Source organism: Streptomyces sp. NPDC104309, from assembly GCF_055584025.1.
The window spans coordinates 22,711-47,464 of sequence record NZ_JBVJMV010000026.1 but is presented as its reverse complement, the minus strand read 5'-3'; the positions used below and the strand labels follow the sequence as shown (position 1 = coordinate 47,464).

Genomic DNA, 24,754 nt, shown 5'->3' with positions numbered 1-24,754 from the left:
CGCAACGATCCGAGATCACGCGACTTTGCAATCGCCCTGCCGCCGACGGCCCGGGACAGGCCGCCGGGGAGGCTTCCTCCGGTCCGGGACGGCCTGCGGTCAGCGGGTGGGGGGCTCGGCTCCGACCAGCCACATGGAGAAGAACTGCGCCCCGCCGCCGTAAGCGTGGCCGAGCGCCTTCCGTGCCCACGCCACCTGGTGCTCACCCGCCTGCCCCCGTACCTGCAACGCGGCCTCCGCGAAGCGGATCATGCCGGAGGCGCCGATGGGATTGGTGGACAGCACCCCGCCCGACGGGTTCACCGGGAGGTCTCCGTCGAGCGCGGTGGCGCCGGACTCGGTGAGCTTCCAGCCCTCCCCCTCGGCGGCGAAGCCGAGGTTCTCCAGCCACATCGGCTCGTACCAGGAGAACGGCACGTACATCTCGACGGCGTCGATCTCCCGTCGCGGGTCGCTGATCCCGGCCTGCCGGTACACGTCGGCGGCGCAGTCCTTGCCCGCCTGCGGCGAGACGAAGTCCTTGCCGGCGAAGAGCGTCGGTTCGCTGCGCATCGCGCCGCCGTGCACCCAGGCGGGCGGATGCGGCGAACGGTCCGCTCCGGCACGGTCGGTGAGGATCATCGCGCAGGCCCCGTCGGAGGACGGGCAGGTCTCCGAGTAGCGGATCGGATCCCAGAGCATCGGTGCGGACCGGATCTTCTCCAGGGTGATGTCCGGGTCGTGGATGTGCGCGTACGGATTCTTCAGCGCGTTGCGGCGGTCCTTGTAGGCGACGAGAGAACCGACCGTGTCGGGCGCCCCGGTGCGGCGCATGTACGCCCGGACGTGCGGGGCGAAGAAGCCGCCCGCTCCCGCCAGCAGCGGCTGCTGGAAGGGGATCGGCAGCGAGAGGCCCCACATGGCATTGGACTCGGACTGTTTCTCGAAGGCGAGTGTGAGGACCGTGCGGTGCACCCGTGCGGAGACCAGGTTGGCGGCGACCAGTGCGGTGGAGCCACCGACCGAGCCCGCGGTGTGCACCCGCAGCATCGGCTTGCCGACCGCGCCGAGCGCGTCGGCGAGATACAGCTCCGGCATCATCAGGCCCTCGAAGAAGTCCGGGGCTTTGCCGATGACGACGGCGTCGATGTCCGCCCAGGTCAGTCCGGCGTCCTGAAGCGCGCGGACGGCGGCCTCGCGGACGAGTCCGGCGATGGAGACGTCCCGGCGGGCCGAGACGTGCTTCGTCTGGCCGATGCCGACGACGGCCACGGGCTCCTTAGGCATGAGCGCTCTCCCCTTCGAGTACGGCGACCAGGTTCTGTTGCAGACAGGGCCCGGAGGTGGCGTGGGCGAGCGCCCGGTCGGACTCGCCGCGGTGGATGCGGGCCGCTGCCTCGCCGAGGCGGATCAGCCCGGCGGCCATGACGGGGTTGGCGGCGAGCGCGCCGCCGGACGGGTTCACGGTGACGCTGTCGTCCAGTCGGAGCGCCTTGCGCAGCACCACTTCCTGGGAGGTGAAGGGCGCGTGCAGTTCGGCGGTGTCCACGGGCCGTTCGAACACCCCGGCCCGCTCGGCGGCGAGCCGGGTGGAGGGTGATTCGGTCAGTGCGCGGACCCCGAGGCTGTGGGCCTCGATGCGGTGGTCGATGCCGCGGATCCAGGCGGGGCGGGGACACAGGGCCCGTGCGGTGTCACCGGCGGCGAGGACGACGGCTGCCGCGCCGTCGCCGACCGGTGGGCAGTCACCGGTCCGCAGCGGCTGTACGACGTACGCGCCGGCCGGGACCGGGCCTGCCATCTGGGCGTGCGGGTTGTCCGCGGCGGCGGCGCGGCTCCGGGTGGCGATCGCCGCGAGGGCGGCCTCGTCGGTGTCGCCCGCGTCGATCAGCGCCTGCGCCTGGAGCGCGGCGAGGGCGACGGAGTCCGGCCAGAGCGGGCCGACGTAGTACGGGTCGAGCTGACGGGTGAGGACATCGCGCACCTCACCGGGCGAGGACTTGCCGTAGGAGTACACGAGCGCGGTGTCGGCCTCGCCCGTCCGGATCTTCACCCAGGCCTCGTAGAGCGCCCACGCGCCGTCCATCTCCACATGGGACTCGGAGATCGGCGGGTAGGCGCCGACGCCGTCGAGCGCCATGGTGAAGGAGAAGGCGCGCCCCGCGAGATAGTCGCTCGACCCCGAGCAGGTGAAACCGATGTCGCTCGCCCTGAGACCGGTCGTGTCCAGGACCTGGTGGAGGACGGGCATCAGCATCTCGACTTCGGAGAGTTCGTCGGTGCGCCTGAGATGGTCCGTCTGCGCGAAGGCGACGATCGCTACGTCTCGCATCTACAGCAGCTCCTTGTACGCGTCGTAGTCGGCGTCCGGCTCTCCGGTCGGCCGGTAGTGCTCGGGGTGACGACCGCCCTCGGTCCAGACGGGTTCGACCCGCAGGCCCATGCGCACCTGGTCGTACGGGATGCCGCCGATCCGTGCGTGCAGTGCGAGGTCGGCCCCGTCGAGGGCGATGTGCGCGTAGACGTAGGGGACTTCGATGTCGAGGTTCCTGGCTTTGATGTTGACGATGCAGTACGTGGTCACGGTGCCGCGCGGGCCGACCTCGACCTGTTCCGTGGTGGCGACGCCACAGGTGGGGCAGGCGCCGCGGGGCGGCACGTACACCTTGGCGCAGGACGGGCAGCGCTCGCCGACGATGCGCCGCTCGGAGAGCGCGCTGATGTAGGCGCCCTGGGCGCGGCCCGGCGTGTAGCGGTAGTCGAGACGGGCCGGGGTGACGATGCCGTGGACGGGGTCGCTGAACTCGTCGCCGCGCGGCGCGGGTTGGCCGGCCTCCCCGTCGTACGGCTCGAAGCAGGCGATGTCCGTGATGGCACCGGTCCGCTCGGGCGCCCAGCGGATCCGCACCCGCATGCCGGTACGGACGGCTTCGGGGCCGGGCGCGGCCAAGGCGTGCAGCAGGGCGGTGTCGGCCCCGTCGAGCCGGACGAGGACCCAGGCGAAGGGGGTGTCGAGGGGCTGGCCGCGGCGCGGGGCGGGGTTCCAGGCCCAGGTGGTGACGGTGCCGGTGTCGGCGACGTCGGTCAGCTCGCGGATCTCCTCAGCGGTGACGGGGTCGTACTCGACCGGTGGGACGAGGACCTTTCCCGCGCTGGTCCGGACGCCGAGGACGGTGCGTTCGCGCAGCCCGGTGAGGAAGGCGCTCTGGACGGGACCGAGGGATCGGGTGAAGGGGAATTCGAGCACCAGCGGTGCGCTGAGGATCTCGGGCACGGTTGCCTCCTTGGCTCAGGCGCGCCGGTAGACGGGCGGGCGCTTCTCGGCGAAGGCGCGGGCGCCTTCCTTGGCGTCGGCGGTGGCGAAGACCGGCCACCCGCGCTTCAGTTCGGCGGCGAGGCCCTCGGCCTCGGTCATCTCCGCGGTCTCGTACACGGATGCCTTGACGGCTTCGACGGCGAGCGGGCCGCAGCCATTGATCCGCTCGGCGACTTCGAGGGCCTGCTCCAATGCGGTGCCGTCGGGGACGACCCGTCCGATCAGCCCGATGCCGGCCGCCTCCTCGGCGCTGTACGGACGTCCGGTGAGGAGCATTTCGAGGGCGTGGGTCCGGGGGATCTGGCGCGGCAGCCGTACCGTCGACCCCCCGATGGGGAAGAGGCCGCGCCTGACCTCGAAGAGCCCGAAGGTGGCGCTCGCCCCGGCGATACGGATGTCGGTGCCCTGCAGGATCTCGGTGCCGCCCGCCACGCAGTGGCCCTCGACGGCGGCGATGACCGGCTTGCGCGGTCGGTGGTGGCGCAGCATCGCCTTCCAGTGCAGATCGGGGTCGGCGGTCATCCGGTCGCGGTACTGCTCGCCCTCCATCCCCTTGCCCGCCAGGGCTTTGAGGTCCATGCCCGCGCAGAAGCAGCCGCCCGCGCCGGTGAGGACGACCGAGCGGACGTTGTCGTCCTCGTCGGCCGCCAGCCAGCCGTCGTACAGCCCGACCAGCATCGGCAGCGAGAGGGCGTTCTTCGCCTCCGGCCTGTTCAAGGTGAGCACCAGCGTGGCGCCCTCGCGCCGCACGGTGAGGTGTTCCGTACCACCCATTGTCTGCCTCCCGTCTCAAGACCTAGAACAGGTTGCAGTAGGCGGGGGTCCAGTTCAATAGTTTGCTGACAGTCAGTCAGATTTCTTCGGTGGCCCCCTTCCCACTTGCGCCTCCCGGCGCTGTAATGACCGCCGAGCCAGTCAGCATCCGGGGTCAGGAGGAACGGTGGAGTACAACCTTGCCGACCTGTTCGAGTCGGTCGTCGACGCGGTCCCGGAACGCGAGGCGCTCGTCCACCTCGACCATCCCGGGACGGGTGCGGAGCGCAGGCTGACGTACGCGGAGCTGGACGCGGCCGCCAATCGCCTCGCCCACCATCTGATCGAGGCGGGCATCACCCCGGGCGAGCATCTGGGGCTGCACCTCTACAACGGAGTCGAGTACCTCCAGACAGTGCTGGCCTGCCTCAAGGCCCGCATCGTTCCGGTCAACGTCAACTACCGCTACGTGGAAGAGGAGTTGGTCTATCTCTACCGTGACGCGGATCTGGCGGCACTGGTCTTCGATGCCGAGTTCGACGCGCGGGTCTCGGCCGCCGCACCCAAGGCCCCGACCCTTCGTCACCTGGTCCGGGTGGGGGCTCCGGTGGCGGGCGTCCGCGGTCCGGACGCGGTGGCGTTCACCGACGCCGAGGCGTCGGGGAGCCCGGAGCGCGGCTTCCCGCCGCGCTCGGCGGACGACCAGTTCATCATCTACACCGGGGGCACCACCGGAATGCCCAAGGGTGTGATGTGGCGCCAGGAGGACCTCTTCTTCTCCGGCCTCGGCGGCGGCGCGCCGACCGGTGAGCCGGTGAAGTCCCCGCCGGAACTGGCCGAGCGGGTGGCCGCGGGCGGTGACGGGATCACCTTCTTCCCCACTCCCCCGCTGATGCACGGCACCTCGACGCTCACCGCGTTCATCGGATTCAACTTCGGGCAACGGGTCGTGATCCACCGCAAGTTCGTTCCGGAAGAGGTGCTCCGCACGATCGAGAAGGAGAAGGTCACCAGCGTGTCCCTGGTGGGCGACGCGATGCTGCGGCCGCTGATCGACGCACTGAAGGGCCCACTGAAAGGCACCGACTGTTCGTCGATGTTCTCCATCTCCAGCTCGGGTGCGATCATGTCGGACTCGGTGCGTGCCGAGTTCCAGGCCTTGGTGCCGACGGTGATGCTGCTGAACAACTTCGGCTCGTCGGAGTCCGGGTTCAACGGCACGGCGACGGCCGACTCGGGCCCGGAGAACGGGTTCCGGCTCCAGGTCAACTCCCGTACGGCTGTGGTCGATCCGGTGACGTACGAGCCGGTCGCCCCGGGCGAGCAGGGGAGGATCGCCCAGCGCGGCCATGTGCCGCTCGGGTACTACAACGACCCGCGCAAGACCGCGGAGACGTTCTTCCGCCGGGGCGACGAGCGCTGGGTCCTGCTCGGCGACATGGCGACCGTCGACGCGGAGGGCATCGTCACGGTCCTCGGCCGGGGCTCGCAGTGCATCAACACCGGGGGCGAGAAGGTGTATCCCGAGGAGGTCGAGCAGGCACTGAAGGCCCATCCGGATGTGTACGACGCGCTCGTCGCCGGCGTGCCCGACGAGCGGTGGGGGAACCACGTCGCGGCGGTGGTGCAGCTGAAGGAGGGGGCGGACGAGCCTTCGCTCGACGATGTCCAGGCGCACTGCAGGACCCGTCTGGCCGGCTACAAGATCCCTCGCAGGCTGGTGATCGCCCGGCAGATCCAACGCTCCCCGAGCGGCAAGGCCGACTACCGGTGGGCCCGCTCGGTCGTGGCGCCCCGGCGCGGGGACGAGGGCTGAGGACCGGGCCCCGGGGCCGAGAGCCGGGGCCCGGTCGACGACCGAGGCGGAAACGGGGGGCCCGGACGGCGGCCGAGGACCGGGGCCGGGGGTCACGAGCGGGAACGGGCCGGGGGGCACGAGCGGGAACGGGCCGGGGGCGGAGCCTGGACCTGGGGCCGGGTCAGCGGCGAGTCAGTGGCCGGCTCGGTGGCGGGCGGGACACCCGAACGGCGGTCGGCGCGGTTCACCCGCGGGCCGACCGCCCGGCTCCGGCCTGATCACCCGACTGCGCCGTCGTACGTCCGGGCCGACCAGGGGGCACCGGACGCCGGGCACCGAGCCCGGCGTAAGCCATTCGGGCACGTACTGTCTCCAACCGCTCACCCTATGTGGCAACAGGGCGAAATCGCCCATAACTTCGGTTCATGAGGAAACGACACATCAAGAGCCTCGTCCCGGTCGTGGTCGCCTCGGCCGCGGGACTCGGCGCGGCCATTCCGTCCGCCTCAGCCGCCAACCCCCACGTGGTGCGGCCCGGCCAGTCGATCCAGAAGGCGGTGGACGCCGCGCAGCCGGGTGACACCGTCGTCGTCCTGCCCGGCACGTACCGGGAGAGCGTCCTGGTCACCAAGCCGGGCCTCACCCTGCGCGGCTCCGGCGACCGCACCGTCATCCGGCCCGCCGCGAAGAGCGCGCCGTCCGCGGACGCGTGCGTGAAGACCGGCAGCGGCATCTGCGTCCTGGGCCGATCGGGCCGGACCGTCGACGGCGTGACCATCGATTCGCTCACCGTCTCCGGATTCAAGAAGAACGGCGTCTGGGCCTCCCGGACGGACAAGCTGTCCGTCCGGCGGGTGACCTCCGAACACAATGGTGTCTGGGGCATCGCCCAGGAGCGCTCCACCCGCGGCGTGTTCACGGGCAACACCGCCCGCGCCAACGGCGACGCGGGCATCTTCGTCGCGAACACCGTCGACGAGGAGGGTGGTGCCACCGACACGCGCGGCACCGAACTCCAGGACAACACGCTCACGGACAACCGCATCGGCTTCACCGCCAGGCGCGTCAGGAACCTGTCGGTCCACGACAACACCTTCACCGGCAACTGCACCGGTGTGTTCGTCGTGGGCGACGAGGGCAGGCCGCAGGCCGGAGCCATGACGATCCGGGCGAACCAGATCACCGGCAACAACAAGTTCTGCGCCGCCACCAAACGGCTGCCCGCCCTGCAGGGTTCCGGTGTCGTGCTCACCGGAGCGGCGGACACCCAGGTCCGTTCGAACACCATCAGCGGCAACGTGGGCGCCACGCCGCTCTCCGGCGGCGTCGTGCTGTTCAAGAGCTTCGTGGGCACGAAGAACACCGGCAACACCGTCAGCGGCAACGTCGCGCTCGGCAACAAGCCGTCCGACCTGGCCAACGGGGACACCGGCAAGGGCAACACCTTCGTCGCCAACGTCTGCACGAAGTCCACGCCGGCCGGGATGTGCTGACCGGCGCACCACCGTACGAGGAGAAGCGAACCAGCATGACCACTGTGAGTCCCACCCCCGCACCCACCCCCGCCTCGACCGCCGTCCACGCCGCCGTCCCGCACCCCGTCACACCCCCTCAGCCGGCCATGCAACTGCGCGAGATCGTCTTCGGGGCGGCGCGCGCCGCCGCCGTGCGCGCCGCGGCCCGGCTGGGCGTCGCCGACGCGCTGGGCGAGACGCCCGCGTCCGCACAGGAACTCGCAGCACTGGCGAAGACCGAGCCGGCGCCGCTGCGCAGGCTGCTCCGCGCCCTGTCCTGCTACGGGATCTTCACCGAGACCCCGGACGGGTACTTCGCCCACACCGAGATGTCCCGTCTGCTGCGCGAGGACGACCCGAACAGCCTGCGCTACATCTCGCTGTGGTGCACCGAGCCCTGGACCTGGGAGGTCTGGCCGCACCTCGACGACGCGGTGCGCACCGGCAGGAGCGTCTTCTCGGACGTGCACGGCAAGGGGTTCTTCGACTACCTCCATCAGGACGCCCACGAGTCGGCCCAGGTCTTCAACCGGGCCATGACCACCTCCAGCATGCAGTCCGCGCTGGATGTCGCCGAACTCCTCGACCTCACCGGGGTGTCCACGGTCGCCGACATCGGCGGCGGCCAGGGGCACGTACTGGCGAGCCTGCTGGAGAAGCACCCGTCGCTGCACGGCACCCTGATGGACCTGCCGGGTGTGGTGGCGCGTGCCGATGCCCGGCTGCGGGACGAGGGGCCGCTCGTCGGCCGGACTCGTATCGTGGCCGGGGACTGCCGCGAGGCCATCCCGGTCGCGGCCGATCTCTACATCATCAAGAACATCCTGGAGTGGGACGACGACAGCACCCGCAGGACACTGCGCAATGTCGTCGCCGCGGCCCGCCCGGGAGCCAGGGTCGTCGTCATCGAGAACCTCGTCGACGACACCCCCTCGATGCGGTTCACCACCGCGATGGACCTGTTGCTGCTCCTCAATGTCGGCGGAGCGAAGCACACCAGGGAGAGCCTGGTCGGCAGGATCTCGGATGCCGGCCTGCTGATCGGCAGGGTCGTTCCGGTCAACCCCTACCTCCACGCCTTCGAATGCGTGGTCCCCGGCTGATTCCCCCGCCCGGGTCGTCCCTCCCCGGGAACGACGGAAATCGCCCCGGGTCCGGCCTCACGGCCGGACCCGGGGCGATTTCCGTCGCCTCAGGCGGTGGAACCGCGTTCCCAGTGGTAGAACTCCTGGGCCATGGCGTCCTTGGGCCCGCGCCAGGTCTGCGGATCGTACGCGCTGACATAGGCGGTGAGCTTCTCGCTGATGTCCTTGAACGCCGGATGCCCGGTCACCTTGGCGATCTCGGGGCCCGGCGGGCGCTCCGATTCGATCAGGTGCAGATAGACGTCGCCGAACTGGAAGAGCTTGCGCCTGGTGACACCGACGAGGTGCGGAAGTTCACTGCTGTCGGACTCGGCGAACAGATCGGCGATGTCCGGCGCGGAACCCGGCACCATCCGGGCGACGATCAGAGCGTGGTGCATCGTGGGATGCCTTTCTGGTTGCGGCCCGGCACCCGGCCGATCTGCCGGGTGCCGGGCCGTGGGGCCGGACGGCGGGTCAGCTGGCCGAGACCGAGGCGGTACGGCGCTCCCGGGCGCGCTGTTCGATCTTGTCCCGGATGAGTTCCATCTGGACCTTGGAGTTGCGGTTGATGTTGTCGGTCATCCACGCGTCGTCGACGGGTGCGTCGGGCCGCATCGCGAAGTCCTGCGCCCAGCGCATCTTCGTACCGCCGGGTACCTCCGAGTACTCCCACCGGATGTCCATGTGCTGGAACGGGCCCGGCTCGACACGGCGGGCCCGGACCGTGCGGCCGGCCCGGTCGACGGTCCGCTCGGAGACCCAGCTCCAGACCTTGTCGTTCTCGTCGGGGTGCATCGTCAGACGGAACTGCGTCCTGTCGCCGTCCCGTTCGATCACCTCGACCGAGGCGTACTCGCTGAACAGCCGCGGCCAGTTCTCAAGATCGTTCGTCACGTCCCAGACGAGGTCCAGGGGGGCGGCGATGGTGATCTCGTTCTCGGTGTGTCCGGACACGTCAGGCTCCTTGCATGAGGGTGTTGTTGACGAGGTCGAGAAATTCCTGCGGGGTCTTGCAGCGGTCGGCGTCGGTCGGCAACGCCCGGCCGTGCCGGTTCTCCAGCACGCCCACGATGCCGAGGAGACCCAGCGAGTCGAGGCCGAACTCGTCGAAGGCGGACCCGGGGCGCTTCTCCATGTCGCGCGGGTCCACGGTGAGTCCGGCGCCCTTCTTCATCAGGACGGCCAGTTCCGCGTAGGTAAGTCGTTCGGTCATGAGGACTTCTCCTTCTTACGATTGGGTGTCGGTGGAGCGCCGCAGCACCATGGCCGCGTTCGAGCCCATGAGCCCGCGGCTGAGCACCAGCGCCGTCCGGAGCTCGGCGGGGCGCGCACTGCCGGTGACGACGTCGAGGTCATGGCATACCTCGAACACGTTCGGCGTGGGCGGTATCAGCGCGTTCTCCATGGAGAGCACGGCGGCGGCCGCGTCCAGCACCGGCGCCCCGCAGTACGCGCGCCCGATGCCGGTCTTGGGCGCCGTCACCGGTACCCGCCGGCCGTGCGCGCCGAGCGCGTCGGCGATCGCGAGTGCCTCGGCGCGGTCGGCCGCCGGTACACCGAGGGCGTCCGCGAAGACGACGTCGATCTCGTCCGGCGCGCAGTCGGCCTCCCGCAGGGCACCGATGATCGCCTGGGCGAGCCCCTCCCGGGACTCCTCCCACCGGGACGCACCGGTGAACGTGGCGGCGTGCCCGGCGAGTTCGGCCCGGACCCGTGCGCCGCGCCGACGTGCCGACTGCTCCTCCTCGACGACCAGCATGGCGCCGCCCTCGGCGGGGACGAAACCACAGGCGTCCGAGGTGAACGGCCGGTACGCGCGGGCGGGGTCGTCGCTGCGGCTCAGGTCCTCGTACCCGAGCTGACAGACGACCGAGTAGGGCGCCAGCGGTGCCTCGGCGGCGCCGACCACCACGGCTTCGGTGCCCCGGCGGATCGACCGGGCGGCATGCGCCAGCGCGTCCAGACCGCCGGCCTCGTCGCTGGCCACGACCGCGCACGGCCCCTTGAAGCCGCCGCGGATCGAGATCTGGCCGGTGCTGGCGGCATAGAACCAGGCGATGGACTGGTACGGGCCCACATAGGTGGAACCCTGCCCCCACAGCCGCTGGAGTTCACGCTGGCCGAACTCGCCGCCGCCGGACCCGGCCGCGGTCACCACGCCGACGTCGTACGGAGCGTTCTCGTAGTCGGCACGGCCCAGCCGGGCGTCGTCCAGGGCGATGTCCGCGGCGGACATCGCGAAGTGCGTGAACCGGTCGGTCTGGACGACGAACCGCTCCTCGATCAGCTCGACCGCCTCGAAGCCGCGCACCTCGCCCGCGACCCGCAGCGGCAGATGTTCGCACCCCTCGCGGGTGACCCGGTCGAGGGCGCTGAAGCCTTCGTGCGTCCTCTTCCAGAAGGCCTCGGTGTTGGTGCCGTTGGGAGCGACGACACCGATGCCGGTGACGACGGTGCGCCGGGCTTTTCGGGTTCTCATGGTGTCCTCCCACCTGTTCGTGTCAGGGCCACCGCGGACTGGAAGCCACCGAAGCCGCTGCCGACCGACAGGACGCTGCGCAGCTTCAGGGGGCGCGCGGTGCGCGGCACGTAGTCGAGGTCGCACTCCGGGTCCGGGCTCTCGTAGTTCGCCGTCGGCGGCACTGTCTGGTGGACCAGCGCGAGTACGCAGGCGGCGATCTCTATGGCCCCGATCGCCCCCAGCGAGTGGCCGACCATCGACTTGATCGAACTCATCGGTACGTCATGGGCGTGCGCGCCCAGCGCCCTCTTCACGGCGGCCGTCTCGTGCCGGTCGTTCTGCTTGGTGCCCGAGCCGTGCGCGTTGACGTAGTCGATCTGCGAGCCGTCCATCCGGGCGTGGTCGAGGGCCCGGTTGATCGCCTCGGCCATCTCCAGTCCTTCGGGGGTCAGCCCGGTCATGTGGTAGGCGTTGCCGAAGGTGGCGTAACCCGAGATCTCGCAGTACACGGTCGCGCCACGGGCGCGGGCGTGCTCCAGTTCCTCCAGGACGAGCACCGCTCCGCCCTCGCCCATGACGAAGCCGTCGCGGCGGGCGTCGAACGGCCGGGAGGCGTGCTCCGGGTCGTCGTTGTTCGCCGAGGTGGCCTTGATCGCGTCGAAGCAGGCCACCGTGATCGGGGTGATCGGTGAGTCGGACGCCCCGGCGACGCAGACGTCGACGCGGCCTTCCTCGATGGAGTGGAAGGCGTAGCCGATCGCGTCGAGACCGGAGGTGCAGCCCGTGGAGACGGTCTGCACCGGACCGTGCGCGCCGACCTGTTCGGCCACCGCCGAGGCGAGGGAGCTGGGTGAGAAGGCCCGTTCCAGATGCGGGCCGGCCGGCCGGTGGTCGACGTCCCATCGGGCACCGCGGCCGCTGACGGCGACGTAGTCGTGCTCCAGCCGGGTGGTGCCGCCGACCGCGGTGCCCAGCGACACCCCCATCCGCCAGGGGTCCACCTTCTCCGGGTCGAGGCCCGCGTCACCGAGGGCCTCCCTGGCGGCCACCATCGCGAACTGGACGTACCGGTCCGACCTGGCGATCTGGTCCGCGTCCAGCCCGTGCGCCGCCGGGTCGAAGTCGCACTCGGCGGCGATGCGGGAGCGGAAGCCGGCCGGGTCGAAGAGCGTGATGCCCCTGGTCGCGGTGCGCCCGTTCGCGAGGAGGTCCCAGAAGGCCGGTACGCCGATACCGCCGGGGGCCACGACGCCCACGCCGGTGACCCCCACGCGGCGCGTCATGAGGCGGCCTCCGTTCGTTCCGGCGGCGCGACGCGCTCGGCGGACTCCGTGTGCTCCGTGTCGACGTGGCCGAGTTCGGGGCGCGGGGCGAGCGGGCCGAGGTGGAAGACCATGCGTGCCTCGACGTCGCCGACGTTCCGGAATCGGTGGCGTACATGGGGAGGGATCAGCAGGCCCTGGTCGGGCCGCATCCGGTGCGGTTCACCGTCGAGATCCACCTCCAGGAGACCGTTCACGACGTACACGAACTCCTCGGAGTACGGGTGGTAGTGCTCGCCGATGCGGTCACCGGGCTGGACGATGGCCAGCCCCATGAAGCCGCTGGTGGCTCCCACCGCTGTCGGCGTGAGCATGGCGCGAAGGTCGCCCCCGCGCCTGCGGTTGGGCTGCGTCTCACTGAGGTCCACGATGCGTGGCCGGTGCGTGGTCATGACTGCTTTCCTCCTGGCACATTGCGCGTTGTATTGACGGGTTGAGCGAGAACCCCCCAGGGCGGATGCGCGGTTCAGGACTCCATGGCGCACCGATCGGTGATCAGGGTCATCTCGGACTGCGCGAGGAAGTGCGAGATCCCCTGGTCGTTCGTGGGCACGGCGTTCGCATCGCCGTCGAGGAGACGTCCGAGTCTGGCCACCTTGCCGGGGCCGTCGATGCCGGCCGCCTGAGCGGGCTGCGCGTCGATCGGTTCGGCCGCTTCGAGGAGGCGGACGACAACGTCGTCGCGCTGGAAGATGGTGCTGCTGTCGATGATGCTCGCCGGGTCGTCGGCCGCTTCCTCGTCGTGGCCTGCGAGGAGCCGGGCGAGTGCCATGCCGCAGCCCTCCTTGGCCTGGTAGAAGAGCGCGTGACGGCGGACGTCCTCGGCCTTGTGTCGGCCCGCGGTCACGTGGTGGACCGTCGGCAGGGCCGCTCGGGTGAAGAACATCCTGGCGGAGTCCGGGTCGCTGAGGTCCCGGTCCTGCTCCAGATACGGATTGATGGCCTCTTCGACGGCCCTGACCTCGGGCTGCCGGGCGACGTGGCGGAGGGCCGCGAGAAGGTCGCCCTCCACCTCGACCGCCCGCACGACGCGGTTTCCATGCATGAAGAGCGAGGTGCGGCGCAAACGGGTGTCTTCGTCGACACGTGCGTTCGGGGAGTCGTAGTCGGCCAGGATCTTCGCCACGATGTCCTCGGTGCCGGGCTTGACGGTGAAGGTGAGCGCATGGCGTACCACTCCGTCGCCCAGTCGGGGTGACGCCTGCAGCCCGCCCTTGACCGCCTCCGGTGCCAGCTCGAACGCCTTCCCGGTCTCCCGCAGGACGCTGAAGCGCAGCGAACGGGTGTCACGCACGCAACTGTGCAACGGCTGAACCGTCGCGACGTGCTCCTCGCTGTTCACCCAGGCGAGAAACGGGGGTGCACTCTCCCATTCGCTGGTGATCAGCCATTGGGAGGGGTTCTCGATGGACTGGCACAGCTGGTCGCTGACGTGCCCGGGGACGGATGCCACCTGGTTGCGCAGGTGTTCATACGCCTCCAGGAACTGCTTCTGGGCGCCGTCGTACAGGTCCAGCAGCAGTACGACCCGCAGCCTGGAACCGTCGAAGGCGGACTGGGAGATCCGTTCCGAGAGGGTGGTGGTCATCTTTCGGTCTCCTTCGAGACGGTGTCGTGGACAGGCCGGATGCCGTGCCGTCAACCGTCGGTTGGCGAGTGGGTGCGGAGCGGGGACTCTCCCGGCGGATGCGAGCGGCCCGCCCCCGCTTACCGCGCGCATCGTCTCCGTGACCGATCGTGAAACGCTGGTCCGGGTGGCGCGAGATTTATGAACCGTTCAGGTGAGCGACCGTCCGAACCGCTCCGAACAAGGGCATGGAACAAAGCATCCGAACGGTGTCCGAGCTGGAGCAACTGATGAACGAGAACGTCGACATCCGCGTGCCGGTCCTCATCGTGGGCGGCTCCCTGGTGGGCCTGTCCGCCTCACTCTTCCTCGGCCGGCTCGGTATCGAGCACCTGCTGGTCGAGAAGCACCGGTCCACCTCGACGCATCCTCGCGGACGCGGCAACAACGTGCGCACGATGGAGTTGTTCCGTACGGCGGGCGCCGAGCCGGGCATCCGGGAGGCCGCCTCGGTCCTCGCCGACAACCACGGCATTCTGCAAGCCGGTTCGCTCACCGGGGACGATCAGGAGTGGCTGTTCAAAGAGATCGACCCGGGGGGCGGACTGGCCCGTTTCAGCCCGTCCGGCTGGTGCCTGTGCAGCCAGAACGATCTGGAACCCGTGCTGGTGAGGCTTGCCCGCGAACAGCGCGGTGACCTGCGTTTCTCCACCGAGATGCAGAGTTTCGACCAGGACGGTTCGGGGGTGGACGCGGCGCTGAAGAACCGGGAGACCGGAGAGCACATCAGCGTGCGTGCGGACTACCTCGTCGCGGCCGACGGGCCGCGCAGCCCCATTCGGGAGCAGCTGCGCATCGACCGGACGGGGCCCGGCGATCTGTTCCACAACGTGAGCATCACCTTCCGCTCCCGGCAGCTCGCCGATGTGCTGGGTGACCGGCGCTTCATCGTCTGCTATCTGACCAACCCCGCTGCGGACGGTGCCCTGTTGCCGGTGGACAACAAGAAGGAGTGGGTCTTCCACGCGCCGTGGCAGCCCCAACTGGGCGAGACCCTGGAGGACTTCACGGACGAACGGTGCGCCGAGCACATCCGCACGGCGGTCGGCGCACCGGACATCGACGTCGAGATCACCGGAAGGGCGCCGTGGCACGCTGCGGAGCGGGTCGCGCAACGGTACGCGTCCGGCAGGGTCTTCCTCGCCGGGGACTCGGCCCACGAGATGTCACCCACCGGGGCGTTCGGCTCCAACACCGGCATTCAGGACGCCCACAACCTGGCCTGGAAGCTCGCCGCCGTCCTGAAGGGCGAGGCGGGTCCGGGGCTGCTGGACACCTATGAGACGGAGCGGCTGCCGGTGGCGCGGGCGACGAGCGCACGGGCCTCGGCCCGCTCCAGCGAGCACAGCCACCCGGGATACGCCGCGGCGCCGGGTGTGGGCGGCGGAAGGCAGGGCGGCATGCTCACCGTGGCCCTGGGCTACCGCTATGTCCGCGGCGCCGTGCTCGGAGCCGACCCGGAACAGCCGGTGGTGCCGCAGGGAATGCAGCTGAACGGCGAACCCGGCAGCCGCGCACCGCATCTGTGGGTCCGTCAGGCCGGTGAGCGCAAGTCCACTCTCGATCTGTACGAACAGACCCTCGTGCTGCTCACCGACGGCGCGGACGTGGTGTGGCGAGGGGCCGCGGCACGGGTCGCCGACCGGCTGTCGGTGCGGCTCCGGACGTACGGCATCGGCTCGGGCGCCGATCTGGAGCCGGAGAACGGGGCCGACTGGGCGGAACTCCACGGCACGACATCCGAAGGTGCCGTCCTGGTGCGTCCCGACGGCTTCGTGGCCTGGCGGTCGCCGGGCGCGGTGGCCGACGCCGAGGCCACACTCCAGGAGGTCCTGACCTCGCTGCTGCACCGCCCCTGACCCCCCGGCCATGCGAGTCGGCTCGTCCCGGGCGATCCGGCCGGCAGACCCGTCGGCACGGGGGTGGATCCCCGTCGTGCCACCCCGTGAGAACGCGGGCGCGGTCGTGTTCGGCACGGCCGATCAGGACCGCTGGTCGCCGCTTGATCACATGGGGCACGTCATCCCTCTTGCCATCGGGCGGAACATCCTGAATTACTGCTTCCGAACGATCGACCGAATGATCGGTCGCCTGCTCGGAAGAGGGAGATCCGGATGACGGCTCTGCTGGACGACGCGGAACGAATGAGCCGGGACGAGCTGGAGGCGCTCCAGCTGGAGCGGTTGCGGTCGACCCTGCGCCATGCGTACGAGAACGTCGCCCACTACCGGGCCGCGTTCGACCGGGCCGGGGTGCGTCCGGACGACTGCCGTACCCTCGCCGACCTGGCCCGTTTCCCCTTCACGACCAAGGCGGACCTGCGGGACAACTACCCCTTCGGCATGTTCGCCGTCCCCGAGGAGCGCGTCCGGCGGATCCATGCGTCCAGCGGGACGACGGGCCGTCCCACCGTCGTCGGGTACACCCAGCGTGATCTCGACACCTGGGCGGACGTGGTCGCCCGCTCGATCCGGGCCGCCGGCGGCCGTCCGGGGCAGAAGGTCCATGTGGCGTACGGGTACGGCCTGTTCACCGGCGGCCTCGGCGCCCATTACGGAGCGGAACGGCTCGGCTGCACGGTCATCCCCGCCTCCGGCGGCATGACGGCCCGCCAGGTCCAGCTGATCCAGGACTTCCGGCCCGAGATCATCATGGTGACGCCGTCCTACATGCTGACGCTCCTCGACGAGTTCGAGCGGCAGGGTGTCGATCCTCGTACGACCTCCCTGAAGGTCGGGATCTTCGGCGCCGAGCCGTGGACGGAGGAGATGCGGCGCGAGATCGAGGAGCGGTTCGCGATCGACGCGGTCGACATCTACGGTCTGTCAGAGGTGATGGGACCCGGGGTGGCCCAGGAGTGCGTGGAGACCAAGGACGGGCTGCACATCTGGGAGGACCACTTCTACCCGGAGGTCGTCGACCCGTTCACCGGCGAGGTGCTGCCCGAGGGCGAGGAGGGCGAGCTGGTCTTCACCTCGCTCACCAAGGAGGCCATGCCGGTGATCCGTTACCGCACGAGGGACCTGACCCGGCTGCTGCCGGGCACGGCCCGGGTGTTCCGGCGGATGGAGAAGGTCACCGGACGCAGCGACGACCTGGTGATCCTGCGCGGGGTGAACCTCTTCCCCACCCAGATCGAGGAGATCGTGCTGCGCACACCGGGCGTGGCACCGCACTTCCAGCTGCGGCTGACCCGGGAGGGCCGCCTCGACGCGCTGACGGTACGGGCCGAGGCCCGCGCGGGGGCCACGCCCGAGCAGCGGACGGCCGCCGCGGAGTCGATCACGGCGGCGGTCAAGGACGGGATCGGGGTGTCGGTCGGTGTCGAGATCGTCGATCCCGGGACGCTGGAGAGGTCGGTGGGCAAGTTCAAGCGGATCGTGGACGAGCGCGGCCGGAACTAGGCCCTGTCCTGCCGGTCTTCGCGGGCCCGGGGCGTCTGGTACGGCACCTCGCCGCGTTGTCGGTGTCGGTGTCGGTGTCGCCCAAGTACGTCCAGTACGAGGACGATCCTCCGCCTTGCGATGCACCGCACCAGACGCCCCGGGCTGATCCACGAAGGTCGACAGGACAGGACCCAGGCCCTTCGTCCGGGAGGGGCGGTTCGCTCCGATCGTGTGCTGGCCGAGCGTCGGGGCGGCGGGCCACCGGGGTCTGTGTGCGCGGGAGCGCGGGGGTTCCTGGGCCCCCACGCCCGGCAGGACAGCCGTCGATTCCTCTATGCGAAGCGGTCACGCAGTTCCCGCTTGAGGATCTTGCCGCTCGCGTTGCGCGGCAGTTCGTCCACGAAGAGGACCCTTTTCGGGGCCTTGAAGTGGGCGAGCCGCTCGCGGGCGTGGTCGATGAGTTCGCCCTCCGTCACTTCCCCGCACAGGACGACGACGGCGGTGACGGCCTCGATCCAGCGGTCGTCGGGCAGCCCGACGACGGCGGCCTCGGCGACGGCGGGGTGGGTGTAGAGGGCGTCTTCGACCTGCCGGGAGGCGACCAGGACACCACCGGAGTTGATGACGTCCTTCACCCGGTCGACCACGGTGAAGAAGCCCTCCGTGTCGCGCACGGCGAGGTCGCCCGAGTGGAACCAGCCGTCACGGAAGGCCTCCGCGGTCTCCTCGGGCTTGTCCCAGTAGCCCTCGCACAACTGGGGCGAGCGGTAGACCACTTCACCGGCCGTGCCGTCGGGGACCTCTTTGCCGTCCTCGTCGACGACCCTGGCCTCGACGAAGAGGACGGGCCGGCCGCAGGAATCCATCCGGCCCTCGTGCTCCTCCGGTCCGAGGACGGTGGCGAGCGGGCCGATCTCGCTCTGCCCGAAGCAGTTGTAGAAGCCGAGCGCGGGCAGCCGTTCGCGGAGCCGTTCCAGTACGGGCACCGGCATGATCGACGCCCCGTAGTAGGCCTTGCGCAGACCGCCGAGTTCCCGCGTGGTGAAGCCTGGGTGCTGGGAGATGCCGATCCAGACGGTCGGCGGGGCGAAGACACTGTCGGCCTGCCCCGTCTCGACGAGGTCGAAGATCCGGTCCACATCGGGCGCGTCGAGGATGATGTTTGGCGCCCCCACCGCCAGATAGGGCAGCAGGAAGACATGCATCTGCGCGGAGTGGTAGAGCGGCAGTGAGTGCACCGGCCGGTCGGTGGCGCGCAGATCGAGCGCCGTGATGGCGCTGACGTACTCGTGGACGAGTGCGCCGTGGGTCATCATCGCGCCCTTGGGGAGTGCGGTGGTGCCCGAGGTGTAGAGCAGTTGGACAAGGTCTCCCGCGGCCGGCGCGCGTTCCGGGGTGAAGGGGCGCGGGGCGACGATGGCGTCGAGGAGGGAGTCCGGTGCGTCGCGCAGTGGGCATACGGAGAATGCGCCCGGAATCCGGTCGGCGAGGTCCGGGTCGGTGAGGACGAGGGCACTGCCGGACTGTTCGAGGATGTATATGAGGTCGTCGCCGGTCAGGTTCTGGTTGACCGGCACATGGACCAGTCCCGCGCGGGCACAGGCGAGGTAACCGATCAGATACGCGTCGGAGTTGTGCGCGTAGGAGGCGACCCGGTCGCCGGGGCGCAACCCGTGCTCGCCGGTGAGGACCGCCGCCGCGGTGCTGACGGCCGTGTCCAGCTCCGCGTACGTCCAGGACCTCTTCGCGTACCGCAGGGCGGTGCGCCCGGGGGTGCGGCGGGCGCTGCGGGCCACGACGCCGTCGACTGTGCTGCTCCGTACACCTGTCATGGCGTGATCCTGTGCGGCCTGAACCCGGCGGTCAAGGGGTCGGATGCCGGCCGGCATGTTGACAGGGGTGCGGGCGTGCTGGCTGAGTGACGCGTGGTGACTCGAACCCTCGGGCAACCGCCTTTCTCATGCGCACAGTTGGGAGGACCGTTGCACCTCCGTAACCGTCTCAGACTTCTTGCGATATCCGGACTCGCGCTGTTCACCGTGTCGGCTTCGCTGCCGCCCGCCCCGGCCGACGGCTCGCGCACGCACGCTCCGTCGGGCGGAGGGCTGTCCGCCGTCATCCGGTACACCGAGTACGGCATCCCGCACATCGTGGCGAAGGACTACGCGAACCTGGGCTTCGGCACTGGCTGGGCCCAGGCGGCGGACCAGGTGTGCACGCTCGCCGACGGCTTCGTGACCCTGCGCGGTGAGCGGTCCCGGTACTTCGGTCCGCAAGCGGCACCGGACGGTTCGCTCTCGTCCGCGACGAAGAACCTCTCCAGCGATCTCTACTTCCGCGGGGTCCGTGGAAGTCACACCGTGGAGAAGCTCCTGGCTCTGCCCGCACCGGCGGGGCAGAGCCACGACGTCAAGGAGCTGGAGCGTGGCTGGGCGGCCGGATACAACGCGTGGCTGGCGCAGAACCGGATCACCGATCCGGCCTGCCGGGGCGCCGACTGGGTGCGGCCGGTGACGACGCTGGATGTCGCGGTGCGTGGCTTCGCGCTCTCCGTGCTCGGCGGTCAGGGTCGCGGCATCGACGGCATCACGGCCGCGGAGCCGCCCACGGGGGCATCGGGTGCGTCCGGCGTTCCGTCGCCGGGCGACGCGGCGGACGCGGCACGGCGGCTGCTGTCGACGCAGAACGCGGACATGGGATCCAACGCGGTCGCCTTCCGCGGCAGTACGACGGCGAACGGGCGCGGTCTGCTGCTCGGCAATCCGCACTACCCGTGGCAGGGCGGTCGGCGGTTCTGGCAGTCGCAGCAGACGATTCCGGGCGAGCTGAACGTGGCGGGCGGCTCGCTGCTCGGCTCGCCGACGGTGTCGATCGGCCACAACGCGAACAGCGCGTGGAGCCACACCGTGGCCACCGGCGTCACGCTCAACCTCCATCAGCTCACCCTCGATCCGGCGGATCCGACCGCGTATCTGGTGGACGGCAGGCCCGAGCGCATGACGAAGCGCACGGTGTCGGTGGCGGTCAAGGAGGGCGCTTTCGTGACCCGCGTCCAGTGGTGGACCCGGTACGGTCCCGTCGTCACCTCACTCGGTGCCGGGCTGCCGCTGCCGTGGACGGCGACGACCGCGTACGCGCTCAACGACCCCAACGCCTCGAATCTGCGCTCCTGGGACACCGCTCTCGGATTCAGCAGGGCGCGCGGCACCGCGGACATCCAGGCCGCGCTGCGCCGCACCCAGGGGCTGCCGTGGGTGAACACCATCGCCGCCGATTCGTCCGGGCATTCCTTCTTCTCGCAGTCACAGGTGCTGCCCAGGATCACGGACGAACTCGCGGCACGGTGCTCGACCCCGCTGGGCAGGGCGACCTATCCGTCCTCCGGGCTTGCCGTGCTCGACGGTTCGAGGAGCGACTGCGCGCCGGGATCGGACCCCGACGCGGTGCAGCCGGGCATCTTCGGGCCGGACCGGATGCCCACCGTCAAGAACGCCCCGTACGTGGAGAACTCCAAGACCATGATCAAGGCATGATTGAGCTGCGTCGTGAGCTGGGCGAACGCATCGGCGACCTGCGCGCAGCTGCCCACCACACCCAGGAGACCCTCTGCGTGGCCACCGGCATAAGCCGAAGCCACCTCCAGCACATCGAGACTGGCAAGACCGCCCCGCGCTACGGCGACCTACTCAGGACCGCCGCGGTCCTGAACCAGAAGATCTCCGTGCTCGTCGACCTCCCGAACAAAGGCGCATTCGTTCGACGGCCCCGCAGCAGGCAAGCAGTAGACGGGCCAGCCACCATGGACGCTTCGACGCGCACACGATCGTGTTGCGTTGGCGCCCACAGGGCGCGAGCACCTGCCGGTCGCGCGCCGTGCGCCGGAAGGCTCCGGGGCGGAAAGCACCCCGAAGCCCTTACGACTCGGGGAGCGATTGAGGTCGGGGCGTCGCGGCCCGGCGTTTCGGCCCTGGCGTGATCAGCAGGCCGTCGGGCGGGCCAGCACCAGTTCGGTGCTGGTCTCGCGGCGGGTGGCTCGGCGGGCCGAGCGGTCGGAGACCAGACCGGCGATCGCGGCCTGGGTCCCGGCAAAGTTCTCGCGGCTGCCAGTGTAGCGCTGCATTGGCCGCCACTGCTTGTACTCGGCATTGGCGTGTTCCACGCTGAGGTGACCCCGGTGGTGTGGACACACCTGACAATGGATCTTGTTGATCCTGGAAGGTGTAGATCTACGTGGCACGGCCCTCGAAGTACAGTGCGGAATTCCGGTCCGACGCGATCGCGTTGTGGCGGGCTTCGGCCGGCAGGCGGACGTTCAAGGACGTCGCGGCTGATCTGAACGTCAACCCCGGGACGCTGCGGACCTGGGTGCGTGATGCCGACGGTCGTCCAGTCGCCCCCGGCGCGTCGCAGGACACCGAGGCCGAGTTGGCCCGGCTGCGGGCGGAGAACGCGCGGCTGGCCAAGGCGGAGAAGGAATGGCAGCTGGAGCGAGAGATCCTGCGTCGGGCAGCGGCCTATTTCGCCCGGGAGATGAAGTGAAGACCTCCGCTTGGGACTTCGTCTCCACCCATGCCGAGATGTTCGGCATCAAGCGGATATGCCGGGTGCTGGAGGTCTCCCGCTCGGGCTACTACCGGTGGATTGCCGGCGCCGAGGCGCGGGCGGGGCGGCAGCTCGAGGAGGACGCCCTGGTCGAGGAGATCCGCGAAATCCATGCCGAACACCGCGGGAACTACGGCGCGCTTCGAGTCCATGCCGAACTGCGCGGCTTCGGCCACACGGTCAACCGCAAGCGCGTGGCCAGGCTGATGCGCAAGCACGGCATCGTCGGCCGTCACTTGCGGAAGAAGAAGCGCACCACGATCCCGGACCGTCTCGCGCCGCCGGTGGCGGACCTGGTCCAGCGGGACTTCACCGCCAGCACGCTGGACGAGAAGTGGTGCGGCGACATCACATACGTGCAGGTCGGAGCCGCGTGGCTCTACCTCGCTTGCGTCATCGATATCCGGTCGCGCCGAGTGCTCGGCTGGTCGATGGCCCCGCACATGCGGGCCGAGCTCGTCATCGATGCACTCCAGGCCGCGGTCGCGACCCGCGGCGGCGACATCACCGGAGTGATCTTCCACGCGGATCGCGGATCGCAATACACCTCGGCCGCGTTCGCCCAGGTCTGCGACCTGCACGGCATCCGCAGAAGCATGGGCAGGGTCGGCTCCAGCTACGACAACGCCCTGGCCGAGAGTTTCTGGCAGGGACTGAAGCGAGAAACGATGCACAGGAGAGAGTTCATGACGATGTCTCAGGCGCGGCTCGAGATATTCCGGTGGCTCACCTACTACAACGCCCGACGCCGACACAGCGCGCTCTCCTACCTCTCCCCGATGGAGTTCGAACAGCACCACCACAGGACAGCTAAACTCTCACTCGCAGCATGAACCCCTGTGTCCACACTCCGGGGGTCACCTCACAAGGCCTTCTATGCCCATGATGCCCACGAGCCTCACCAGTTCAACCGCATCGACGGTCAGGTGCGGGACGACGTCGAGAAGTCCTTGACGTGGGGGTCGGCCACCATGGGTGAGGTGTTCTCTGTGGTGCTGCTGCCGGAGTTACGCGTCGTCAACACGCGGCTTTTCCCCCACCAGATCATGAGGAAGATCGAAAACAAAGTCGAGTACTACGACCTCCTGCGCAGCGCTGGCAGGATCCCCGACGGGAAACCGGTGCAGGAAGTCTCCTCTAGGCTTGCCCTGCTCGGTCCGGTGCCCCATGGGGTGATCGACGCGGGAACTGAGGACGGAGTCCACGTCACTGTCCCGTACGTGATCCTCGGCCCGGTACCTGTCGAGACGTTCGAGAACATGCCCCCGCCCCGACAGGCGTAACGTCGCTTCTTCTGAAGAGGCCCCGCCAGCCTCAGGCTTCAGTGTCGTACGCTCGCGTTCGGCATGTCTCATGAGACATGCCGAACGCGAAGAACACTTCTCGCCCAACAGCGCCACCGCCAAAGTGGATACCTGGATTCTCGAAGGCCCGGCGGCGACGACCACCGCTCCCCCAGTTCCGCGACCGCGGCCAGGGCGGTCTCCTCGTCGCCGGCCACCACTTCTCTGAACTAACGACCTCGGGGGCAATTGAGGTCGGGGCAGGTTGGCCTGGGGGTTCGGCTGATGGATGAGTCAGCAGGTGGTGGTGCGGACGGGCACGAGGGCGGTGCTGGTCTTGCACTGACTGGGGCGCCTGGCGGAGCGGTCGGAGAACGGCACTTTTCGCCTCGACATGGACAAGCGGCTCGAGCTGTTGCCCGTGGCCATGCCCGGACCCCGCCGAACGGCCGACACCCCGTCACGGTCGTTGCGCTCAACACCGTGAGGCGGCCTCGGCACGCCTATGACCGTCTGCGCGCACTGCGCCGAAGAAGCACCCAACTCCATCGGCACCCTCGTCGTCACCGGAAAGCTGCCCGTCGGCGACTCCTGGCCGAGATGGCCACCCGTGCCGCTGGCCGCCACTCTGCCTGCGCCCGACCGAGCATCGAACGGGCGCAGATTCCTAGATCGGCAGCGACTTGGCGGACGGACTCAGGGGGTGCCGACGCGCACGGCGGTCGCGGCCAGGGTCGTGTAGTTCATCGTGAAGCGCCCGCCCAAGGAGTCGATGGCGTCCCCCACCGCGTCCAGTATTTCGGCCAGCTGATCGGGACGGAGTTGGGTGAGGCCGCCGGTGGTGGGTAGCAGGTCCAGCCATTGGTCGCGCGTGTAGGACTGCTCCCAGTCGAATCGCCACTGTTCGGGATCGTTGAACTGTTCGGTCCCCCGGATCTTGTCGGCGAACTTCGCGTATCCCGCCTGGTAGAGGTCAAGCGGACGTCGGGCCGGTTGACTGCTAAGCGGGGAGTCGGGCGCCACCCGCCGGAAGGCAGCGGCAAACGGTTCGGCCACCTCGACAGGCGGCTCGTACACGTGCCCGAAGATCGCCAGCCGTCCCCCTGGACGCAACACACGTGACGCATTCACGGTGCCGGCGACAGGATCCACCCAGTGCCACGACTGGGCGGCGATGACCGTGTCAAACGTCCGGCCAGCTGGCTGCCAGGCTTCGAAGGCCGCCACCTCGACCTCCAGGCCACGGGCTCGCGCGAAGTCGGCCATCCGCACATCGGGCTCGACGCCGAGCACGGCGCACCCGGCGGCTTGGAACTGTCGGGCTGCGATGCCGGTGCCGCAGCCGATGTCGAGCACGTCAGGCCCGGGGCTCCCTGCGACGATCCGCGCCACCAGCGCATCGGGGTAGGCAGGCCGGGCTTGGTCGTAGCGTTGGGCATCCACGCCGAACGACTCGGCCGTCCGCCGGGCCTTATGCGGCTTTGCTGGGGATGGTTCTGGTTGTTCTCGCGGTAAGGTGGGCATGCGCCCACCTTAGTGGGCGCATGCCCACTAAGCAACGGATGCCATCGGGCTGACCGCACGAG

General features: G+C 69.7%; 23 protein-coding genes and 1 pseudogene. 9 read left to right on the top strand and 15 right to left on the bottom strand.

Translation table 11 applies throughout. The annotated features are described in order from the left end of the window. Positions 1-99 precede the first annotated feature (99 nt). From ACZ68L_RS30705 to ACZ68L_RS30690, 4 genes are read right to left on the bottom strand one after another with little or no spacing between them, the layout of a single operon-like run. Positions 100-1,266 carry a thiolase domain-containing protein gene (locus tag ACZ68L_RS30705; protein WP_469583195.1) on the bottom strand — a complete coding sequence of 389 codons (1,167 nt, stop codon included), beginning with the start codon at positions 1,264-1,266 and terminating at the stop codon, positions 100-102. Beyond that, positions 1,259-2,311 carry a thiolase domain-containing protein gene (locus tag ACZ68L_RS30700; protein ID WP_469583192.1) on the bottom strand — a complete coding sequence of 351 codons (1,053 nt, stop codon included), beginning with the start codon at positions 2,309-2,311 and terminating at the stop codon, positions 1,259-1,261. Before ACZ68L_RS30700 ends, ACZ68L_RS30705 begins: the two co-directional genes overlap by 8 nt. Further along, complete coding sequence (locus ACZ68L_RS30695; protein ID WP_469583189.1) at positions 2,312-3,253, bottom strand: Zn-ribbon domain-containing OB-fold protein; 942 nt, start codon at positions 3,251-3,253, stop codon at positions 2,312-2,314. It lies immediately after the preceding gene. 15 nt (positions 3,254-3,268) lie between these two features. After that, positions 3,269-4,069: a crotonase/enoyl-CoA hydratase family protein gene (locus tag ACZ68L_RS30690; protein ID WP_469583186.1), complete on the bottom strand. Its 801-nt coding sequence runs from the start codon at positions 4,067-4,069 to the stop codon at positions 3,269-3,271. A 166-nt stretch (positions 4,070-4,235) separates the two neighbouring features. On the opposite strand from ACZ68L_RS30690, the gene ACZ68L_RS30685 reads away from it, so the two are divergent. From ACZ68L_RS30685 to ACZ68L_RS30675, 3 genes are all read left to right on the top strand, one after another. Beyond that, entirely contained in the window at positions 4,236-5,864 is a 1,629-nt protein-coding gene (locus tag ACZ68L_RS30685) for an acyl-CoA synthetase (RefSeq protein ID WP_469583183.1), read from the top strand. Between the two features lie 407 nt (positions 5,865-6,271). Further along, positions 6,272-7,339, top strand: a complete 1,068-nt coding sequence (locus ACZ68L_RS30680; protein WP_469583181.1) for a right-handed parallel beta-helix repeat-containing protein — start codon at positions 6,272-6,274, stop codon at positions 7,337-7,339. A gap of 35 nt (positions 7,340-7,374) precedes the next feature. Then, the gene (locus tag ACZ68L_RS30675) at positions 7,375-8,463 is read left to right on the top strand and encodes a methyltransferase (protein ID WP_469583179.1); all 1,089 of its coding nucleotides are present in this window, start codon (positions 7,375-7,377) and stop codon (positions 8,461-8,463) included. A gap of 89 nt (positions 8,464-8,552) precedes the next feature. Here ACZ68L_RS30675 and ACZ68L_RS30670 read toward each other — a convergent pair whose 3' ends face one another. The 7 genes from ACZ68L_RS30670 to ACZ68L_RS30640 form a co-directional block, all read right to left on the bottom strand. Next, positions 8,553-8,885: a TcmI family type II polyketide cyclase gene (locus ACZ68L_RS30670; RefSeq protein ID WP_469583176.1), complete on the bottom strand. Its 333-nt coding sequence runs from the start codon at positions 8,883-8,885 to the stop codon at positions 8,553-8,555. 76 nt (positions 8,886-8,961) lie between these two features. After that, positions 8,962-9,441, bottom strand: coding sequence for an SRPBCC family protein (locus tag ACZ68L_RS30665; RefSeq protein ID WP_469583173.1), 480 nt, complete (start codon positions 9,439-9,441; stop codon positions 8,962-8,964). A gap of 1 nt (position 9,442) precedes the next feature. After that, positions 9,443-9,700 (bottom strand): acyl carrier protein, encoded by a 258-nt coding sequence (locus ACZ68L_RS30660; protein WP_361451372.1) that lies wholly within the window; start codon positions 9,698-9,700, stop codon positions 9,443-9,445. A 15-nt stretch (positions 9,701-9,715) separates the two neighbouring features. Beyond that, entirely contained in the window at positions 9,716-10,966 is a 1,251-nt protein-coding gene (locus ACZ68L_RS30655) for a ketosynthase chain-length factor (RefSeq protein ID WP_469583170.1), read from the bottom strand. Beyond that, on the bottom strand, positions 10,963-12,231 hold the full coding sequence (locus ACZ68L_RS30650; RefSeq protein WP_361451378.1) for a beta-ketoacyl-[acyl-carrier-protein] synthase family protein: 1,269 nt from the start codon (positions 12,229-12,231) through the stop codon (positions 10,963-10,965). Before ACZ68L_RS30650 ends, ACZ68L_RS30655 begins: the two co-directional genes overlap by 4 nt. Then, positions 12,228-12,662, bottom strand: coding sequence for a cupin domain-containing protein (locus ACZ68L_RS30645; protein WP_351085870.1), 435 nt, complete (start codon positions 12,660-12,662; stop codon positions 12,228-12,230). The genes ACZ68L_RS30650 and ACZ68L_RS30645 overlap by 4 nt, the downstream gene beginning before the upstream one ends. A 74-nt stretch (positions 12,663-12,736) precedes the next feature. Beyond that, positions 12,737-13,858 carry a SchA/CurD-like domain-containing protein gene (locus ACZ68L_RS30640; protein WP_469583166.1) on the bottom strand — a complete coding sequence of 374 codons (1,122 nt, stop codon included), beginning with the start codon at positions 13,856-13,858 and terminating at the stop codon, positions 12,737-12,739. Between the two features lie 269 nt (positions 13,859-14,127). Between ACZ68L_RS30640 and ACZ68L_RS30635 the strand changes: the two genes are divergently transcribed. Both ACZ68L_RS30635 and paaK read left to right on the top strand, forming a co-directional pair. Further along, the gene (locus ACZ68L_RS30635; RefSeq protein ID WP_469583328.1) at positions 14,128-15,756 is read left to right on the top strand and encodes an FAD-dependent oxidoreductase; all 1,629 of its coding nucleotides are present in this window, start codon (positions 14,128-14,130) and stop codon (positions 15,754-15,756) included. A gap of 255 nt (positions 15,757-16,011) precedes the next feature. After that, positions 16,012-17,301, top strand: coding sequence for a phenylacetate--CoA ligase PaaK (paaK, locus tag ACZ68L_RS30630; RefSeq protein ID WP_469583161.1), 1,290 nt, complete (start codon positions 16,012-16,014; stop codon positions 17,299-17,301). A 314-nt stretch (positions 17,302-17,615) separates the two neighbouring features. Here paaK and ACZ68L_RS30625 read toward each other — a convergent pair whose 3' ends face one another. Further along, positions 17,616-19,115 (bottom strand): acyl-CoA synthetase, encoded by a 1,500-nt coding sequence (locus tag ACZ68L_RS30625; protein WP_469583158.1) that lies wholly within the window; start codon positions 19,113-19,115, stop codon positions 17,616-17,618. Positions 19,116-19,265: 150 nt separating this feature from the next. On the opposite strand from ACZ68L_RS30625, the pseudogene ACZ68L_RS30620 reads away from it, so the two are divergent. Beyond that, positions 19,266-20,795, top strand: a pseudogene (locus ACZ68L_RS30620) (penicillin acylase family protein); the annotation flags it as partial. Between the two features lie 17 nt (positions 20,796-20,812). Further along, positions 20,813-21,259 (top strand): helix-turn-helix domain-containing protein, encoded by a 447-nt coding sequence (locus ACZ68L_RS30615; RefSeq protein ID WP_469583155.1) that lies wholly within the window; start codon positions 20,813-20,815, stop codon positions 21,257-21,259. Here ACZ68L_RS30615 and ACZ68L_RS30610 read toward each other — a convergent pair whose 3' ends face one another. Beyond that, positions 21,260-21,403 (bottom strand): hypothetical protein, encoded by a 144-nt coding sequence (locus ACZ68L_RS30610; RefSeq protein WP_469583152.1) that lies wholly within the window; start codon positions 21,401-21,403, stop codon positions 21,260-21,262. A 110-nt stretch (positions 21,404-21,513) separates the two neighbouring features. On the opposite strand from ACZ68L_RS30610, the gene ACZ68L_RS30605 reads away from it, so the two are divergent. Together ACZ68L_RS30605 and ACZ68L_RS30600 are read left to right on the top strand one after the other, a co-directional pair. Then, positions 21,514-22,718 (top strand): IS3 family transposase gene (locus ACZ68L_RS30605; RefSeq protein WP_469583149.1). Its coding sequence is split into 2 segments (ribosomal slippage): positions 21,514-21,754 and positions 21,754-22,718, totalling 1,206 coding nucleotides; the frame shifts between segments, so codons are not numbered across the junction. A 6-nt stretch (positions 22,719-22,724) separates the two neighbouring features. Next, positions 22,725-23,168, top strand: a complete 444-nt coding sequence (locus ACZ68L_RS30600; RefSeq protein ID WP_469583146.1) for a hypothetical protein — start codon at positions 22,725-22,727, stop codon at positions 23,166-23,168. A 68-nt stretch (positions 23,169-23,236) separates the two neighbouring features. On the opposite strand, the gene ACZ68L_RS30595 is transcribed toward ACZ68L_RS30600, so the two are convergent. After that, entirely contained in the window at positions 23,237-23,386 is a 150-nt protein-coding gene (locus ACZ68L_RS30595) for a hypothetical protein (RefSeq protein ID WP_469583145.1), read from the bottom strand. Positions 23,387-23,864: 478 nt separating this feature from the next. Further along, positions 23,865-24,692 carry a class I SAM-dependent methyltransferase gene (locus ACZ68L_RS30590; protein WP_469583142.1) on the bottom strand — a complete coding sequence of 276 codons (828 nt, stop codon included), beginning with the start codon at positions 24,690-24,692 and terminating at the stop codon, positions 23,865-23,867. Between the last annotated feature and the right edge of the window lie 62 nt (positions 24,693-24,754).

Excerpts from the sequence above, each read along its gene's own strand:
- ACZ68L_RS30650 (WP_361451378.1), bottom strand. The coding sequence starts at position 12,231 with ATGACGCGCCGCGTGGGGGTCACCGGCGTGGGCGTCGTGGCCCCCGGC.
- ACZ68L_RS30670 (WP_469583176.1), bottom strand. The coding sequence starts at position 8,885 with ATGCACCACGCTCTGATCGTCGCCCGGATGGTGCCGGGTTCCGCGCCG.
- ACZ68L_RS30690 (WP_469583186.1), bottom strand. The coding sequence starts at position 4,069 with ATGGGTGGTACGGAACACCTCACCGTGCGGCGCGAGGGCGCCACGCTG.
- ACZ68L_RS30660 (WP_361451372.1), bottom strand. The coding sequence starts at position 9,700 with ATGACCGAACGACTTACCTACGCGGAACTGGCCGTCCTGATGAAGAAG.
- ACZ68L_RS30625 (WP_469583158.1), bottom strand. The coding sequence starts at position 19,115 with ATGACAGGTGTACGGAGCAGCACAGTCGACGGCGTCGTGGCCCGCAGC.
- ACZ68L_RS30645 (WP_351085870.1), bottom strand. The coding sequence starts at position 12,662 with ATGACCACGCACCGGCCACGCATCGTGGACCTCAGTGAGACGCAGCCC.
- ACZ68L_RS30610 (WP_469583152.1), bottom strand. The coding sequence starts at position 21,403 with ATGCAGCGCTACACTGGCAGCCGCGAGAACTTTGCCGGGACCCAGGCC.
- ACZ68L_RS30675 (WP_469583179.1), top strand. The coding sequence starts at position 7,375 with ATGACCACTGTGAGTCCCACCCCCGCACCCACCCCCGCCTCGACCGCC.
- ACZ68L_RS30680 (WP_469583181.1), top strand. The coding sequence starts at position 6,272 with ATGAGGAAACGACACATCAAGAGCCTCGTCCCGGTCGTGGTCGCCTCG.
- ACZ68L_RS30700 (WP_469583192.1), bottom strand. The coding sequence starts at position 2,311 with ATGCGAGACGTAGCGATCGTCGCCTTCGCGCAGACGGACCATCTCAGG.
- ACZ68L_RS30615 (WP_469583155.1), top strand. The coding sequence starts at position 20,813 with ATGATTGAGCTGCGTCGTGAGCTGGGCGAACGCATCGGCGACCTGCGC.
- ACZ68L_RS30655 (WP_469583170.1), bottom strand. The coding sequence starts at position 10,966 with ATGAGAACCCGAAAAGCCCGGCGCACCGTCGTCACCGGCATCGGTGTC.
- ACZ68L_RS30590 (WP_469583142.1), bottom strand. The coding sequence starts at position 24,692 with ATGCCCACCTTACCGCGAGAACAACCAGAACCATCCCCAGCAAAGCCG.
- ACZ68L_RS30635 (WP_469583328.1), top strand. The coding sequence starts at position 14,128 with ATGAACGAGAACGTCGACATCCGCGTGCCGGTCCTCATCGTGGGCGGC.
- ACZ68L_RS30705 (WP_469583195.1), bottom strand. The coding sequence starts at position 1,266 with ATGCCTAAGGAGCCCGTGGCCGTCGTCGGCATCGGCCAGACGAAGCAC.
- paaK (WP_469583161.1), top strand. The coding sequence starts at position 16,012 with ATGACGGCTCTGCTGGACGACGCGGAACGAATGAGCCGGGACGAGCTG.
- ACZ68L_RS30640 (WP_469583166.1), bottom strand. The coding sequence starts at position 13,858 with ATGACCACCACCCTCTCGGAACGGATCTCCCAGTCCGCCTTCGACGGT.